The sequence below is a fragment of the Rhodococcus sp. AH-ZY2 genome, assembly GCF_030916465.1.
Lineage (GTDB): Bacteria > Actinomycetota > Actinomycetes > Mycobacteriales > Mycobacteriaceae > Rhodococcus > Rhodococcus ruber.
On the sequence record NZ_CP126458.1, the window covers coordinates 977,221 to 993,474 of the forward strand.

Consider the following 16,254-nt stretch of genomic DNA (forward strand, 5'->3'; position numbering starts at 1 on the left):
CGATTCGGCCGTGCGGTGGACCGCAGTCCCCGGCGCGGCGGGCCGTAGACCCGGCACGGCGGGCCGCAGTCACCGTATGCGGTCACCTTAGGCACCCGGGGTGGAGCTCTGTCGAGCGCACCCGCCGGCGCTCCGGCTGCGCAGACCCGTTCGATGACCGGTCACCTGCCGGGACCGGTTGACATCCGTGTGCCCGACCGCGAACGTGCAGTGGACGAGTCCGGCAGACGCTGCGCGGGTGCGCGAGTCCGGCTCACCTGTCCTCCGTACAGAGGAGTGCGATGTGAAGTCCGACTCCCGGCCCGGCGAGCCCCGCCGGTATCGCAGGGGCCGCACCCACCGCCTGGAGAACGTCGTGATGAGCGCGTTGGTGCGGGCCGGCGTCGTCCCGCATTCGTACCTGCTGACCACGCGAGGGCGTCGCACCGGCCGCACCCGCGCCAACCCCGTCACCGTCGTCGAGCATGCGGGCCGGCGCTGGCTGGTGGCGCCCTACGGTGCGGTGCCGTGGGTGCTCAACGCGCGCGCCTCCGGCCGCGTGGGCCTGACCCGCCGCTTCCGCACCCGCCACTACACGATCCGAGAGGTGCCGGCGCACGAGGCCGGCCCGGTCCTGCGGACGTACGTCGGCGTCGCGTCCGCCACCCGGGACTACTTCCGGGCCGGCCGCGACGCCTCGACGGAGGAATTCGAGGCGGAGGCCGACCGCCACCCGGTATTCGAACTCACCCCGGACCGCCGGCCCGAGAACTGAACGGTGGCGGACGACGGACGCGCTCGGCTGCGTCGGCCCCGATTCCCGACGGGGAGGTGCCCGCAGTTCTCGAAGAGGGACTGCGCCCGCGCGGAGATGCGGTCGCCGAAGCGCCACTACCGGCCCTGTTATTCGTTCGTGATCGAATGTTGCCGTTCGGTGATGTGAGTGAGGGTGGGAACGTCACCGGAGGGAGGAATGCTCGTGCACGGCAGGCTCACGAGTATCAGCAGCAACGGTCGAGCGCGGCCGTGCGGTGCGCACGAGGTTGGGACGTGACCATGGCGACCACACCGGCAATCCCCGAGATCTCCGGCGAACGGGCTGCATCGCTCGTCGAGAGTCCGAGAGTCGGGTGGATCCTGCTCGCGCTCTTCGGTCTCGGCGGTGGCCTGGTGGCGGCGTCGATCGCCGGGTCGCTCCTGATCGGGGTGTCGGTGGTGGTGCTCGTCGGCGGCCTCGCCGCGGTGCTCGTCGCCGCCGTCTGACCCCGGTCCCGGCTGGGGAAGGTCGGGACCGGTCCCTCGTCCGGCCTTTGCCGGGCAGGTCGCCCGTGCGACGCTGGGCACATGGTGTTCGTCCTCGCCGATCCCTCCCGGCCCGCGGTTCCCGGGGCCGCGGGTCTGCAGGTGACGCCGTTCTGCGCGCCGGTGCGCCGCCTCGACTCGGGTGCGCTCGCCGCGGTGGAGGTCCAGCTGCGCGGACCCGCAGACGGGCCGCTCGCCACTGCAGAGTCGCTGCGGGCGGCGGCACGGACGATGAGCGAGAAGCGGCACCTCGACTGCCTCAAGTGGTCCGTCGCGCAGTCGAGACCGATCCGGAACGTTCCCGCGCTGGTGGCGATGGACCTCGAATCGGTCGAGACCCTGGACGTCCCCGACGCGGAAGGTTTGCGGCGCGACGTCGTGGTGATCACCGAGGAGTCCTTGATCGCCAATCCGTCGCGGACGTTGCGTGCGGTGGCCGACGCCCGTCGCAGCGGCAAGGTCGTCGCGGTCGACGACGTCGGGTCGCGTCCGCAGTCCCTGGCCCTGCTGCCGCTCGTCGAACCGGACGTGATCGTCCTGGCCCCGCGGCTGTCGGCTCGTCGCGCGGACGACGCCACGGCCCGTGCCGCGCACGCCGTGGCCGCGCAGGTCGAACGGACCGGTGCGCTCGTGATCGCGGACGGCGTCGACTCGGAACCGTGCCGGCGACGGGCCCTTGCGCTCGGGGCCACCTACGGGCTCGGGGCGCTCTATCCCGCAGTCGACGCCCCGGAACAGCTCGCGGAAGAGAAGGTCGATCCCTTCCCGTCCACCCCCGTCCGCAGCGACCTCGCCGCGGAGGCGAGCACACCCTTCGCGATCGCCACGGAAGGGCGCCGGCCTGTGCGCAGCCTCAAGCGCCTCCTGGTCGCGATGAGCACCAGTCTCGAGCAGCAGGCCGGGGCCGCGGGGGCGGAGACCATCGTGCTCGGCACGTTCCAGTACGCGCGGAACTTCAGTGAGCGCACCCGTGCCCGCTGGCAGTACCTGGCGGAGCGGATCGCGTACGCCGGCGTGTACGGCGTGGGCCTCGGCCCCTGTGCGGAGGCGGGCATCCACCACGCGTCGCTCGACCCGGACGACCCCCTGGTCGAGGAGTGGAACGTCGTCGTCCTCGGCCCGTACTTCGCGTGCGTCCTGTCGGCCGTGGACCTGCATCGGGGCACCGACGACCTCGATCGCGAGTTCGACTACGTCGTCTCGTACGACCGCGGCACCGTGGTGCGATGTGCCCGTTCGATCCTGGACCGGTTCACCTCGGCGTAGGACGGCTCGGCGCGGGATCGACGAGGACCCCCGGGTTCAGAATGCCCGCCGGGTCGAGAACGGACTTGGCCGCCTGCAGGACCGCGGCGAACGTGTCGGGACGTTGGCGGTCGTACCAGGGCCGGTGATCCCGGCCGATCGCGTGGTGGTGGGTGATCGTGCCGCCGGCGGTCAGCAGCGCCTCCGACACGGCGGCCTTGATGTCGTCCCACTGCGCCACCGTGCTGCCCCACCGGCCCGCGGCGTAGATGCCGAAGTAGGGGGCGGGGCCGTCCGGGTACACGTGGCTGAACCGGCATGCGACCACCCCCGTCGCGCCCGCCCGGCGCAGTGCCTCGTTCGCGGCGTCGTGCACCGCCTCCCGCAGGGTGTCGAATACGTCCCAGGTACAGGAGGTTTCGAAGGTCTCGACGATCATCGACCGGGCGGCCAGGGCGTCGCGCAGGTACGGCATGCGCAGGAACGACGACCGCCACCGCCCCGCGGCGTCCGTGTCGGTCCCGTCCCCGGACGAGTGCCGCGGCGGTTCCGGCAGCGTGCCGCCGTGCTCGCGGCACAGGTCGACTGCGCGGTCCGACCATGCATCCACGGGGTGGTCGGCGGACTCGAAGGCGAGCAGGAGGACACCGCCGGGGGACGCCGTGCCCGCGTTGACGAACGCCTCGACGGGGTCCAGCAGCCGGCAGTTGGCGGGCTGCAGCCCCGACTGGGCGACGGCGCGCGTCGCGGCCACCGCCGCGCCGTAGTCGGCGAAGTGCACCGAGGCGTCGGCTCGCCACCGGGGGCGAGGCTGCAGCCGCATCCAGGCCTCGGTCACGATTCCGAGCGTCCCCTCGGAGCCGAGGAACAGGCGATCCGGTGACGGACCCGCTCCCGAGCCGGGCAGGCGCCGCGACTCGCACGTGCCCGCGGGGGTGACGATCCGCATCGACTCGACCAGATCGTCGATGTGGGTGTACCCGGTCGCGAAGTGACCTCCCGAACGCGTCGCCAGCCAGCCGCCCAGGGTGGAGAACTCGAAGGACTGCGGGAAGTGGCGCAGCGTCAGACCGGACGGCCGCAGGCCGTCCTCGAGCGCCGGGCCCAGGGTGCCCGCCCCGATGCGGGCCGCCCGGCTCGTGGGGTCGATCTCCCGAACCCCCTCGAGGCCGGTGAGATCCAGGCTCACCACACCGGCGAAGTCGCCGTCCACTCGCGGCTCGACACCGCCGACGACGGAGCTGCCGCCGCCGAACGGGATCACCGCGACGCGCGCCCGGGCACACCAGTCCAGCACGTCCACGATCTCGGTTTCGCTGCTCGGCCGCACGACGAGGTCGGGCGGATGGCGCAGGTCGCCGAGCAGGTTCCGGACCACGTCCCGGAACGCGCGGCCGTGGGTGTGGGCGGCCCGGTCCATCGGGTCGGAGGAACACAGCGGTGCAAGGGAATCGGGCGCGGCGATGCGCGCGGGCGGCAGTCCGAGCGACCGGACGTCGGGTGGTGGGTGGTCCGTCAGGTCGGCGCCGGGCAACAGGGCCGAGGCACGTGCGATCAGCTCCTGCAGTTCCGCGCCGCGTACCGCGTCCTCGACGGTGCCCCAGCCCCACCACGAACGCGTCCGCGTCATGACGCCCGCATCGCGGTGCGCGGTCTCACGACGTGGCCTCGGGCGCCGACAGCACGAGGTCGGCGGTGGTGGTGAAGCCCACGGGTCCGCGCGGAGCCCGTCCGGAACGTTCCAGCATCAGATGCGCGGCCCGGCCGGCCAGGCGCAGCGTCGCGATCTGATTGCCGAAGAACGGGCCGGTCGCGCGGGTCCACTCGACCGGCACCGGGGGCACCTCCGACACCCGACCGAGCACGAAGCGCACAGCCCGTTCCATCGCCCGGCTCCACGAGACGCGGAACACCGCCCGGACCGCGGCGGGCACATAGTTGTGCAACGGCGAGCAGGTCAGCTGGAACACCCGGGTCGACATCGGATCCGGGAACCGTGCCTGCGCGACGTAGGCGTGGTGCACGTCGCCCGAGAGCACGCAGATCGTGGCCGGCGGACGGCCGGACGGTCCGGTGCAGCGGCCCCGGCCGATCTCCGCGAAGAGCCGGGCGAGCCGGTCGAACGAGTCGCGGAACGCCGCCCAGTGCTCGAGGTCCGCGCCGCGGCGGACGATCTCCGCCCAGCCGGCGACCCGTTTTCCGCGCACCCCGGCGGCGAGCCGCTCGTCCCAGGACTCGAGGTCGTGCAGCGCCCGCGGCAGCAGCCAGGGCAGCGACGTCCCGACGAGCAGGTGGTCGTAGTCGCCCTCCGTCTGCCGCTCGATCCAGGAGAACTCCGGGTCCGAGACCATCTCGCGACGCCCGCCGGCCAGGATCCGGCCGCAGCGCGAGTCGATCACCAGCAACCGGACGTTCCCGAGGTCGCGCCGGAAGGACCACAGGGTGCCCTTCGCGCCGTCGGCCTCCTCGTCCGCGGCCGACGCGAATTCCCGCAGCAGCGGCTCAGCATCCCCGTCGCACTTGCGGACGCGCTGGTACAGCTCGTTGCCCGCGAGCTCGGCGGGATCGAGGTTGCCGAGGTGCTGGTACACCCAGTACGACGCGAGGGCGCCGACGATGCGTTCCTCCCACCACGAGGTGGCTTCGACCTCGTCGCGCCAGGACTGCGAGGTGTTCCAGTCGTCGTGCACGTCGTGGTCGTCGAAGATCATCGAGGTGGGGACGGTGGACAGCAGCCAGCGCACGTGGGGGTCGGACCACGACTCGGCGTAGAGCCAGGTGTACTCCTCGTAGTTGCGGACCTGCGGGCCGGGAGGCTCGTCGAGGTCGTGGCGCTCGCGGACCCGCTCGAGGGTCTGGGCGGACAGTTCGTCGGCGTAGACCTGGTCGCCGAGGAGCAGCAGCGCGTCGGGCCAGCGGTCCGGTGCCCGGGTCGTCATGCGCTGCGCGTACGCGTCGAGCGCGTCGGCGCCGAGCTTGTCGTCGTTCTCGGTGGCGGCCGTGGTGGCGAACCGGCACGAACCGAAGATCAGTTCGAGGGGGCGGCCGGTGCCGAGGGTGCGGACGACGGACGCCGGGAAGTCGGGGGGCGGCCAGACCGGATGTCCGTCGAGGCGGACCTCGTACGGAGTGGTCGAGCCGGACTCGAGGTCGTCGATCACCACCAGTGCGTAGTGGTGACCGGCAACGGTCCAGGTGTGTTCCCGGTGGCCGAGGATCTCGACGGTGCACGGGTCCGACGTCTCCACCCACACGGTGGCGTCGCGGCGACCGACGTGCCGCAGGACCGGACCCAGGACGAGTTCTGCCATGGCGCCACCTACATCGGAGTTCGGCTCGGCGTTACAGCCATGCGCACGAGCCTACTGGCGCGCGGGGTCTGCGCGGTCCGGCTCGGCCGATTCGTCGTCGGGGGTGGTGCCGGGTGCCGATGCGGAGGATGGTGAGGGGTGCCGGGTGACCGGCGGACAGATGCGCACTGCGAGGGGAACGGAGCGGAGCAGTTGAGTACTCAGCCCAGGTCCGAGGACCCACTGGAGAACATCGACGAGGACACGAAGCGCCGGGCATCGGAGCAGGCGGAGGAGATGCAGCGCCGGTACGAGCCGGGGGCGCGCCCCACGGTGACGCTGCCCGGAACCGGGGGGACGGTGTCGGGCACGGCGTTCGCCGACATCGTCGAGACGGGGAGCGACGAGGTCGACGAGGAGGGCGACACCGCCCCCGGCCGGTGATGCCCGCAGGCCGTGGCACCCGCACTGCGGGTGCCGGGCGCGGTCACGTCCGGGCGAGCAGTGCGTCCAGTGCCGCGTAGCTCTGGCCGAGACCCTCGGCCATGCCGGAGTTCAGCATGCCGTCGCGTTCCTCGGAGGTGTGGAACTGCGAGACGGTGACCACGCGGGTGCGGCCGTCGCCGAGGTCTTCGAACGTCGCGGTGTCGATGGCGACGTACGCCGGCATGCCGTCCCATTCGAAGGACTGGACGATGCGGTCCTTGGGGGTGATCTCCCGGAATCGCCCTTCGAATCCGTGGGCTTCACCGTCGCTGTGCTCGACGAACCGCCAGTGTCCACCCCGTTCGAACTCGAAGCGTTCGACGTCGAGGCGGTTGCCCCGGCCCCACCACCGGGCGAGCAGCTCGGGGTCGGTGTAGGCGGCCCAGACGCGGTCGCGGTCGGCGTCGAAGACGCGCTCGACCCGGATCTCCCGCTCGTGGGGAGTCGTGACCGTAAGCGGGGCAGAGGGATTCGTGGTTGTCATGGCGTTCCTTTCGTTCGGTCGAGGAACTCCGCAAGGCGGTCCATGCGGCCCTCGATCATCTGCTGGTGGTCGCGGATCCAGTCCGCTTCGTGCTCGAGTCGGTTGATGCCGAGCCGGCAGTGGCGCACGCGGCCCTTCTTCTCGGTGACGACGAGACCTGCCTCCTCGAGGAGCCGGACGTGTTTCGTGATCCCGGTCGGTGTCATCCGGTACCGGGCGGCCAGGTCGCTGATCGAGGCCGGTCCGGCGCGCAGATCCTGGAGGATCCCGCGCCGGGTCGGGTCCGACAGCGCCGCGAACGTGGCATCGAGACTCGAATACTGAACCATCAGGTTCAGTGTTGCAGGGCTGCGGAGCCCTGTCAACGGTCCCGACCGGCCGATACTGTGCAGTTCATGCCGAAGTCCTTCGCCTTCACCACCGAGCTGGACCACCACGTCCGCGACGTGCACGCGGTGCTGCTCGACGAGCGGTACTGGCTCGACCGGGTGGCGGACCGGGCGAGTGCCACCGCGATCGTCGAGGAACCGCACGGTCCGGGCAGTGTGCGGGTGACCGTCACGGACCGGTCCGAACCCTCGGATCTGCCGTCGATCGTGCGCGGCGTGCTGCGCGGGCCGCTGATCGTCGAGCGCACCGACGAATGGGGTCCGCTGGTCGACGACGTCGCCGACGGGCTGCTGTCCGGAGGCGCCACCGGCCTGCCGGTCGCCCTCGAAGGACGATCCCGGCTGCGGACGAGCCGCACCGGTGGGACGTACGTCGACGTGCAGGGGCAGGTCGTCGTCCGGGTCCCGCTCCTCGGCGGCCGGATCGAGTCGATGGTGCACGGGATGGTCCAGCAGATCGTCGAGCACGATCGGATCGCGATCGCGGCGTGGCTGTCGCGCTGACCTGCCCCGACCGGTCCGGCAGCGCGCGTCGCGCGGCCGCCGCGGCGAGCGCTGTCGCCGGGATGTGATAAGCCGGTGCAGGACCGGAACACACCGAGCGACGAGGGGACCCGCGTGCTGACGCTGCACCGCGCCGAGCGCGCCGACACCCTGGCCGCCGCTCTCGCCGAGTTGCTCGTCGTGCCCCTCGCCGACCCGTTCGCCCGCGAGATCGTCGCCGTCCCCGCCAAGGGGGTCGAGCGGTGGCTGACGCAGCGGCTGTCGACGGTGCTCGGCGGCACCTGCGGTGACGGTGTCGCCGCCAACATCGACCACCCGTCGCCGGCACGGCTGGTGGACGAGGCGCTGGCCGCTGCCACCGGCCGGACGGCGGCGGACGACCCCTGGCACCCCGACCGGATGCGGTGGACGCTGCTCGACGTCGTCGACGACTGCCTCGACGAACCGTGGTGCACCGTCCTCGCCCGGCACCTCGGCCGCGACGGCGTCGATCACCGCGCCGGTCGACGCTACGCCACCGCCGCCCACCTGGCCGACCTGTTCCGCAGCTACGCGTCGCAGCGCCCGGAGATGCTCGTCGACTGGGCCGCCGGGCGCGACACCGACGGCACCGGCCACGACCTCGCCGAACACCTCGTGTGGCAGGCCCGGCTGTGGCGGCGGCTGCGCGAGCGCCTCGGCGACGACAGTCCCGCCGAGCGGCTCACCGCCGCCTGCACGCGGTTGCGCACCGACCCGGAGCTCGTGGACTGGCCGGCTCGGCTGTCGCTGTTCGGCCCCACCCGGCTCACCGTCGCCCAGTGCGCGGTGCTGTCCGCGGTTGCCGCGAACCGTGATGTGCACCTGTGGATTCCGCATCCGAGTCCGGCGATGTGGGAAGGGCAGGCGGCCGCGGCGCCGGTTCGTCGTCGCGCCGACGACCGCAGTGCCCTCGTGGTGCAGCACCCCCTCCTGGCGAGCCTGGCCCGGGACGTGCGCGAACTACGCGCGCACCTCGCCGGTCCCGGAGTCGCCGACGTGCACCACCCCGGCGGGACCGGCCCCGACACGCTCCTGGGGCGCCTGCAGGACGACCTCCGGGCCGACCGGCCCCCGGCCCGCTCCGCCGCCGCCGACGGCACGATCCGCATCCACGCCTGTCACGGTCCGGCGCGGCAGGTGGAGGTGCTGCGCGAGTGCCTGCTGCACCTGTTCGCGGACGATCCGAGTCTCGAACCCCGCGACGTGGTCGTCATGTGCCCGGATGTGGAGACCTACGCGCCGCTCGTGCAGGCCGCATTCGGCCAGGGTGCCGCCCGGCACGACACCTCCGGGCACCCGGGACACCGGCTACGGGTGCGTCTCGCCGACCGCGGCCTGCGCCGCACCAACCCGGTGCTGGCGGTCGTCGCGACGCTCGTGGGGCTCGCCGACGCACGGGTGACCGCCAGCGAGGTCCTCGACCTCGCCGGGGCCGCGCCGGTGCGCCGGCGGTTCGGCTTCGTCGACGACGACCTCGAACGGCTGCAGGAATGGACCGCCGCTGCCGGGGCCCGCTGGGGCATCGGCAAAGGGCAGCGGAACGCCTTCGGCCTCGGGGACTTCCCGCAGAACACGTTCGGCACGGCCCTGGACCGGATCCTCCTCGGCACGGCCGCCGACGAGTCGCAGAGCGAGTGGCTCGGACTCACGCTCCCGCTCGACGACGTCGAGAGCAACGACATCGACCTGACGGGACGGTTCGCCGAGTACATCGACCGGCTCACGGTGGCACTGCACGGCCTGCGCGGTCCCCAGCCGGCCGCGCAGTGGGCCGACGCCCTCACCCGCGCACTGGATCTGCTGACCGATGTCGATCCCGCCGACGCCTGGCAGCTCACCCAGGCTCACCGGGAACTCGCCGCCGCCGTCGAGCACGCCGGGCCGGCGCCGCTGCGGCTGGCCGACGTGCGGGCCATGCTGACGGCCCGGCTCGCGGCACGCCCGACGCGCGCGAACTTCCGGACCGGCGAGCTGACCGTGTGCACGATGGTGCCGATGCGGTCGGTGCCGCACCGCGTCGTGGTCCTGCTCGGCCTCGACGACGAGAGCTTCCCCCGCTCCGCCCACATCGACGGCGACGACGTGCTGGCAGTGAATCCCTGCCTGGGGGAACGTGATCCGCGCAGCGAGGACCGGCAGTTGCTGCTCGACGCCGTCATGTCGGCGGGGGAGACGCTGCTGCTGTTCTACACCGGTGCGGACCCGGTCACCGGTGCCCGCCGCCCCCCGGCGATCCCGCTGAGCGAACTGCGCGACGTGGTCGAGACGATGGTCGGTCCCGACGGCATGGCCGAGCTCCTCACCCGGCATCCGTTGCAACCGTTCGATCCGCGCAACTTCCGGCCCGACCGCCCGCTGAGCTTCGACCGGGCCGCACTCGCGGGGGCGCGCGCCGCGCAGCACCCGGCGAAACAGCGTCCCGGACTGCTGCAGCGGCCGCTCACGCCGGCCGCGCGCAGCGACGTCGACCTGGCCGACCTCGTCGCGTTCGTCACCCACCCCACCCAGGCGTTCCTGCGGCAGCGCCTCGGGGTGCGGGTGCCCGATCGCGACGAGGACATCGCCGACGCCCTCGATGTCGGCCTCGACCCGCTCGCCCGGTGGGACCTCGGCGACCGCATGCTCGAGGCGCTGCTCGCCGGCACGGACCCCGCGGACTTCCGGGCCGCCGAATGGCGGCGCGGCACCCTGCCGCCGTACCGGCTCGGTGAACTCGCGCTCGACGACGTCGCCGCCACCGTGGACACCTTGGTGGCGGTGTGCCGGCCGATCTACACGGGACCGGCCGACACCGTTGACGTGAACGTCGACCTCGGGGACGGCCGGCGCCTGACCGGGACGGTCGGCGGGGTCCACGGCGCCGTCGTCGCCCGCAGCACCTTCTCCCGCCTGGCGCCGAAACACCGCCTCACCGCCTGGGTGCACCTGCTCGCCGTCGCCGCGTCGGACCGGCCGGGGCCGTGGCAGGCCGTCACCACCGGCCGTGGGCGGTTCCGCGGCACCCCGGCCTGGCGGTCCACGATCAACGCCCCGGCCGACCCCGTGGAGCAACTCGCCCGCCTCGTGGACCTGCGCGACCGCGGGTTGCACGAGCCGCTGCCGACCGCCACCGCCGCCGCCGCGGAGTACGCCGAGCGCCGCCACCGCGGCAACTCCGTCGAGATGGGACTCGACGCCGCCGCCCAGGAGTTCGGATCCACCTACGGCGAACGCACCGACCGCCACCTCGCCTACCTGTACGGCCCCGACGTGACGCTGCGGGACCTGACCTCCGTCGCCGCCCGCGACGACGAGCAGACGTGGCACGGCGAGCCCACCCGATTCGGCGCCCTCGCGCGACGCCTGTGGGAGCCGTTGCTGTCCAACGAGATCCAGGGGCGGCCGTGACCCGAACCGTGTCCGAGTTCGACCTGCTGGGGACGCTTCCCACGGGCACCACCGTGCTCGAGGCCAGCGCGGGAACCGGCAAGACCTACGCCCTCGTCGGCCTGGCCACCCGGTTCGTCGCCGAGGGCACGGCGGAGTTGTCGGAGTTGCTGCTGGTGACGTTCAGCCGCGCCGCGACGCAGGAGCTGCGCGAACGCACCCGGGACCGGTTCGCCGCCGCCGCGCGGGCGCTGGCCGATCCGGACGCCGCCCGCCGCCATCCCGACGAGCTGATCCGGCACCTCGCCGCCGGCGACGTGGCCACGCACCGGCGCCGGCTGCTGCGGGCGCTGTCCGACTTCGATGCCGCCACCATCGCCACCACGCACGGGTTCTGCCAGCGCATGCTCGACGAGCTCGGCACCGCCGGGGAACGCGACTCCGCCGCGGTACTCGTCGAGGACGTCGACGACCTGACCGCCGAGGTCGTCGCGGACCTGTACCTGCGGCGGTACGGCCGCGCGGATGCGGCACCGATCTCACACGCGGAGGCGGCGGAGGCCGCGCGTGCCGCGATCTTCGACCCGCAGGCCACGCTCGCCCCCGAGGGCGCCGACGGCACGCCCGCGGGTGAACGCGTCGAGTTCGCCCGGGCCGTGCGGGCCGAGGTCGACCGCCGCAAACGCCTCGCGGGTCTGCGGGACTACGACGACCAGCTCTCGCTGCTGCACGCGGTGCTGACCGATCCCGGGCACGGCGAGGCCGCGTGCCGCCGCATCGGCTCCCGATTCCGGGTCGTGCTCGTCGACGAGTTCCAGGACACCGACCCGCTGCAGTGGGAGATCCTGCGCAGCGCGTTCCACCGGCGCACGACCCTCGTCCTCGTCGGCGACCCGAAACAGGCCATCTACGCGTTCCGCGGCGCCGAGGTGCTCAGCTATCTCGGCGCGATGGAGTTCGCCGACGAGCACCAGGAACTCGTCCGCAACTGGCGCAGCGACGGGAACCTGCTCGCGGCCCTCGACCACCTGTACGGCGGTGCGGCCCTGGGGGATCCGCGAATCGTGGCGCATCGGGTCGAGGCCGCGCAGCCGCCGTCCCGGATCACCGGGGCGGTGCCGCTGCGGCTGCGGCACCTGCCGCGTGCCGGGGCCGGTCCGTGCGGCGCCTCCGGTTTCCCGAAGGCACCGGCGTTGCAGGCCCGGGTGGCACGCGACGTCGCGGCCGACATCGCGGCACTGCTCGGCGGCGAGGTCACCGTCGACCTCGGCGCCGGCCGGCGACCCGTCGAACCCGGCGACGTCGCTGTCCTGGTGCGGACCAACGCGCAGGTCGCCCTCGTGCACGGCGCCCTCACCGGCGCCGGGATCCCGGCCGTGCTCGCGGGCGGAACCAGCGTCTTCGCGACCCCCGCCGCGCGGGAATGGCTGCGGGTGCTGCAGGCGCTCGAGCAGCCGCACCGACCCGACCGGGTGCGTCTGGCCGCCCTGACCTCCCTGATGGGGCACACCGCCGGGGACGTCGACACCGGCGGCGACGAGCTCGTGGCCGCGGTCGGCACCCTGCTGCGCGAGCTGGACCTCGTGTTCGAGCGGTCCGGCTTCGCCGCGCTCTTCGAGCGCCTCGCCGCGTCCTGCGCCCTCGAGCCGCGACTGCTGGGCTGGCCGGGCGGCGAACGGGAACTGACCGATCTGCGCCACCTCGCGCAACTGCTCGACGAGACCGCGGCGGCCGGCGCGCTCGGTGTCACGGCGCTGACCCGCTGGCTGACCGAACGGATCGCCGAGGCGGGCACGGCCCGTGCCGACCGCAGCCGCCGGCTCGACAGCGACGCCGCCGCGGTGCAGGTGCTGACCGTCCACGCCAGCAAGGGCCTCGAATTCCCCGTGGTCTACGTGCCGTTCGCGTGGGAGTCGGGCGTGCGGTCGAAACCGGACCGGCTCCTGCTCCACGACGACTCCGGACGCCGGATCCTCGACGTCGGCGGCGAGGGCAGCCCCGGATACGGGGAACGTCGCCGGCGCCACGACGACGAGGTTGCCGGTGAGGAACTGCGGCTGCTGTACGTCGCGCTGACCCGCGCCCGCTGTCACCTGGTGCTGTGGTGGGCTCCCGGATACAGCACCCCCGGCGCCCCGCTGCACCGTCTGTTGTTCGGCCGGGCACCCGGCACGTCCGACGTCGCCCCCAAGGCCCGCGTGCCCGAGGATCCGATCGTGGCGCAGCAGCTCGCCGCGTGGGCCGACCGAGCCGCCGGCTCGGTGTCCGTCGAGGCCGTCGGCTCGGCGCCGATCCCCACCGTGACGTGGGTGCGCCCGCGTGAGGCCGTCGTGGACCTCGAGGCGGCGCGCTTCGACCGCGAGCTCGACGACGCCTGGCGGCGCACCTCGTACACCGCCCTCACCGCCGCCGCCCACGACGAACCCCAGGTGCGGACGGAGACCGAGCAGCCGGTGAGCATCGACGAACCGGAGGAGCCGCCGCTGCTGCCGGCCGACGCGGGCGAGGGCATCGAGTCCCCGATGAACGCCCTGCCCGGTGGGGCGGTGTTCGGCACCCTCGTGCACGCGGTGCTCGAGGTCGTCGACACCGCCGCCGCCGACCTCGGCGCGGAACTGCTGCGCTGTTGCCGCGACACCGTCGCCGAACAGTTCTCCGACGTCGACCCCGAGGAGCTGGCGACGGCACTGCTGCCGGTCCTGCGGACCCCGCTCGGTGGGGACGCGGGCACACTCGCCGACATCGCCCCGGCCGACCGCCTCGCCGAACTCGACTTCGAGCTGCCCCTCGCCGGCGGGGACGATCCAGTCGCCACCACCGTCACCCTCGACGGTGTCGCCCGGTTGCTGCGTGCGCACCTGCCCGCCGACGACCCGTTCGCCTCGTACGCCGATCTCGTCGGCACCCTCGAGCCCACCCCGCTGCGCGGCTATCTCACCGGCAGCATCGATTCGGTGCTGCGGATCCGCGGCACCGAGCCGCGGTTCGTGATCGTCGACTACAAGACGAACCGCCTCGGGCCGGAGGAGCTCACCACCGCCCACTACACCCGGGACCGGATGGCGCAGGAGATGCTGCGCGCCCACTATCCGATGCAGGCGCTGCTGTACGCCGCCGCCCTGCACCGGTACCTGCGGTGGCGGCTGCCCGGCTACGACCCGGCGGTGCATCTCGGCGGCGTGCAGTACCTGTTCGTGCGCGGCATGGTCGGTCCGGAGACCCCGGCGGGCTGCGGTGTGTTCGACTGGACGCCGCCGCCCGCCCTCGTCGCCGCACTGTCCGATCTGTTGGCAGGCAAGGAGATTCCGTGACCAACGCCCAGGTGGCCCAGCGCGGCAAGGGTGCCCTGCGGGTCTTCAACGAGGCCGGGGTGCTCGCGGCCGCCGACGTGCACGTCGCGCTTCGGCTCGCCCAGCTGGCGGGGGAGACCGCCGAGGAGGTGCACCTCGCCACCGCGCTGGCCGTGCGCGCCGTGCGCGCCGGTTCGGTGTGCCTGGACCTGACCCGGCTGCGCGAGATCACCGTCGACGAGTCCGCCGAGGTGGACCTCGCGGCGCTGCCGTGGCCGGACGACGACGCCGTCGTCGCCGGCTTGCGGCGCAGCCCGCTCGTCGTCGGCGGCGACCGCGGCCCGCTGCGTCCGCTGCGCCTGGTCGAGACCGCCGACGGTCCGCTGCTGTACCTCGACCGCTACTTCCGTCAGGAGGAGGCGGTCCGGCGGATCCTCGACGCCCGCGGGCTCGGTCATCCCGTCGTCGACGAGCCGGCGCTCGAGCGGGGACTGCGCGAGTTGTTCCGCGACCAGCACGACCCCGGTCGTCCGTCCGCCGCACCGGACCGGCAGCGCATCGCCGCGGCGCTGGCCGCCACGGGGTGGACCACGGTGATCGCGGGCGGGCCGGGCACCGGCAAGACCCACACCGTCGCCCGGATACTCGCGCTGCTGACCGCGCTGCACGGTCCCGCCCTGCGGATCGGACTGGCCGCGCCCACCGGCAAGGCCGCGGCCCGGCTGCAGGAATCCGTCCGCGAGCAGGCCGGGCCGCTGGGCCTGCGCGCCGACCTGACCGCGATGACCCTGCACCGCATGCTCGGCTGGCAGCGCGGCCGCACCCGGTACCGCTACCACGCCGGCAACCACCTGCCCTACGACGTCGTGGTCGTCGACGAGACGTCGATGGTGTCGCTGACCATGATGTGCCGGCTGCTCGAGGCCGTCCGCTCCGGCACCCGGCTGATCCTGGTGGGCGACCCGGACCAGCTGACGTCGGTCGACGCCGGCGCCGTCCTGGCCGACCTCATCGCCCGTCCCGTGACCGCGGCGGGAAACCCCGTCCTCGGGCGCGTCGTCGCAGCCGACCTCGATGCCGGCGACGACCCCGCCGAGGCGTCGCTCTCCGCGGGTGAGCGGAACCGGTTGCGCGGCGGCGTGATCCGGCTCAGCCGCGGCCGGCGGTTCGGCGGCGACATCGCGCACCTCGCCGTCGCCGTGCGGGAGGGCGACGCCGACGCGGTGATGCGGATCCTCGACGGTGGTGGCCCCGAGGTGTCCTTCCACGCGCCGGACGACCTCGAGGCCCTGCGGCGCGACGTCGTCTCCACCGCCGCGACCGTCACCGCCGCCGCCGTCGCGGGCGACGACGTGACCGCGCTCGAGAAGTTCGAGACGCACCGCCTGCTGTGCGCGCACCGGGAGGGGCCGTACGGGGTGCAGTGGTGGGCGCGGCGGGCGATGGAGTGGATCGCCGCCGACACCGGCCGGCGGCTCGACACCGAGCGCTGGTACCCGGGGCAGCCGCTGCTCGTCACCGCCAACGACCACGAGACCCGCATCTACAACGGCGACACCGGCGTCGTGGTCGTCGATGCGGACGGCGAACCTGTCGCGGCGTTCGCGCGCGGCAAGGAGCCGTTCCGGCTCCACCCCAGTCGGCTGTCGGCCGTGCAGACGGTGTACGCCATGACGATCCACCGCAGCCAGGGCAGCCAGTACGGCACGGTCTCGGTGATCCTGCCCCCACCCGAATCCTCGCTGCTGACCCGCGAATTGCTGTACACCGCGATCACCCGGGCGCGCGGTCACGTGCGCCTGATCGGCACCGAGGAGGCGGTCCGCGCCGGGGTCGGGCGGCGGGTGTTGCGAGCCAGCGGACTGCGCCGGCAGCCGCGCGCCTGACTCCCGCGCGGG

Annotated in this window: 12 protein-coding genes; 8 read left to right on the plus strand and 4 right to left on the minus strand. The window is 73.4% G+C overall.

All coding sequences use genetic code 11. The features are described from left to right. Positions 1-283: 283 nt before the first annotated feature. From QNA09_RS05595 to QNA09_RS05605, 3 genes are all read left to right on the plus strand, one after another. The gene (locus QNA09_RS05595) at positions 284-754 is read left to right on the plus strand and encodes a nitroreductase family deazaflavin-dependent oxidoreductase (RefSeq protein ID WP_010592551.1); all 471 of its coding nucleotides are present in this window, start codon (positions 284-286) and stop codon (positions 752-754) included. A gap of 281 nt (positions 755-1,035) precedes the next feature. Further along, positions 1,036-1,242, plus strand: a complete 207-nt coding sequence (locus QNA09_RS05600; protein WP_029539881.1) for a hypothetical protein — start codon at positions 1,036-1,038, stop codon at positions 1,240-1,242. Positions 1,243-1,323: 81 nt separating this feature from the next. Further along, complete coding sequence (locus tag QNA09_RS05605; protein WP_308072313.1) at positions 1,324-2,547, plus strand: DICT sensory domain-containing protein; 1,224 nt, start codon at positions 1,324-1,326, stop codon at positions 2,545-2,547. Here QNA09_RS05605 and QNA09_RS05610 read toward each other — a convergent pair. Together QNA09_RS05610 and QNA09_RS05615 are read right to left on the minus strand one after the other, a co-directional pair. Further along, positions 2,534-4,156, minus strand: a complete 1,623-nt coding sequence (locus QNA09_RS05610; protein ID WP_308072314.1) for an FAD-binding oxidoreductase — start codon at positions 4,154-4,156, stop codon at positions 2,534-2,536. The two genes, QNA09_RS05605 and QNA09_RS05610, sit on opposite strands and share 14 nt — an antisense overlap. Positions 4,157-4,181: 25 nt before the next feature. Next, positions 4,182-5,837: an alkaline phosphatase D family protein gene (locus tag QNA09_RS05615; RefSeq protein WP_308072316.1), complete on the minus strand. Its 1,656-nt coding sequence runs from the start codon at positions 5,835-5,837 to the stop codon at positions 4,182-4,184. Between the two features lie 192 nt (positions 5,838-6,029). Here QNA09_RS05615 and QNA09_RS05620 point away from each other — a divergent pair, with 192 nt between their 5' ends. Further along, positions 6,030-6,260, plus strand: a complete 231-nt coding sequence (locus QNA09_RS05620) for a hypothetical protein (RefSeq protein WP_026137637.1) — start codon at positions 6,030-6,032, stop codon at positions 6,258-6,260. Between the two features lie 43 nt (positions 6,261-6,303). On the opposite strand, the gene QNA09_RS05625 is transcribed toward QNA09_RS05620, so the two are convergent. Together QNA09_RS05625 and QNA09_RS05630 are read right to left on the minus strand one after the other, a co-directional pair. Beyond that, complete coding sequence (locus QNA09_RS05625) at positions 6,304-6,786, minus strand: SRPBCC family protein (protein ID WP_010592546.1); 483 nt, start codon at positions 6,784-6,786, stop codon at positions 6,304-6,306. Continuing rightward, positions 6,783-7,115, minus strand: coding sequence for a metalloregulator ArsR/SmtB family transcription factor (locus tag QNA09_RS05630; protein ID WP_010592545.1), 333 nt, complete (start codon positions 7,113-7,115; stop codon positions 6,783-6,785). Before QNA09_RS05630 ends, QNA09_RS05625 begins: the two co-directional genes overlap by 4 nt. A gap of 66 nt (positions 7,116-7,181) precedes the next feature. Between QNA09_RS05630 and QNA09_RS05635 the strand changes: the two genes are divergently transcribed. From QNA09_RS05635 to recD, 4 genes are all read left to right on the plus strand, one after another. Next, a complete protein-coding gene (locus QNA09_RS05635; RefSeq protein ID WP_026137636.1) occupies positions 7,182-7,679 on the plus strand; it encodes a DUF2505 domain-containing protein in 498 nt (165 codons plus the stop codon). Positions 7,680-7,793: 114 nt separating this feature from the next. After that, on the plus strand, positions 7,794-11,087 hold the full coding sequence (gene recC, locus QNA09_RS05640) for an exodeoxyribonuclease V subunit gamma (RefSeq protein ID WP_308072317.1): 3,294 nt from the start codon (positions 7,794-7,796) through the stop codon (positions 11,085-11,087). After that, positions 11,084-14,377: a UvrD-helicase domain-containing protein gene (locus tag QNA09_RS05645; RefSeq protein ID WP_308072318.1), complete on the plus strand. Its 3,294-nt coding sequence runs from the start codon at positions 11,084-11,086 to the stop codon at positions 14,375-14,377. Before recC ends, QNA09_RS05645 begins: the two co-directional genes overlap by 4 nt. Next, positions 14,374-16,242, plus strand: a complete 1,869-nt coding sequence (recD, locus tag QNA09_RS05650) for an exodeoxyribonuclease V subunit alpha (RefSeq protein WP_302069007.1) — start codon at positions 14,374-14,376, stop codon at positions 16,240-16,242. Before QNA09_RS05645 ends, recD begins: the two co-directional genes overlap by 4 nt. Positions 16,243-16,254 lie beyond the last annotated feature (12 nt).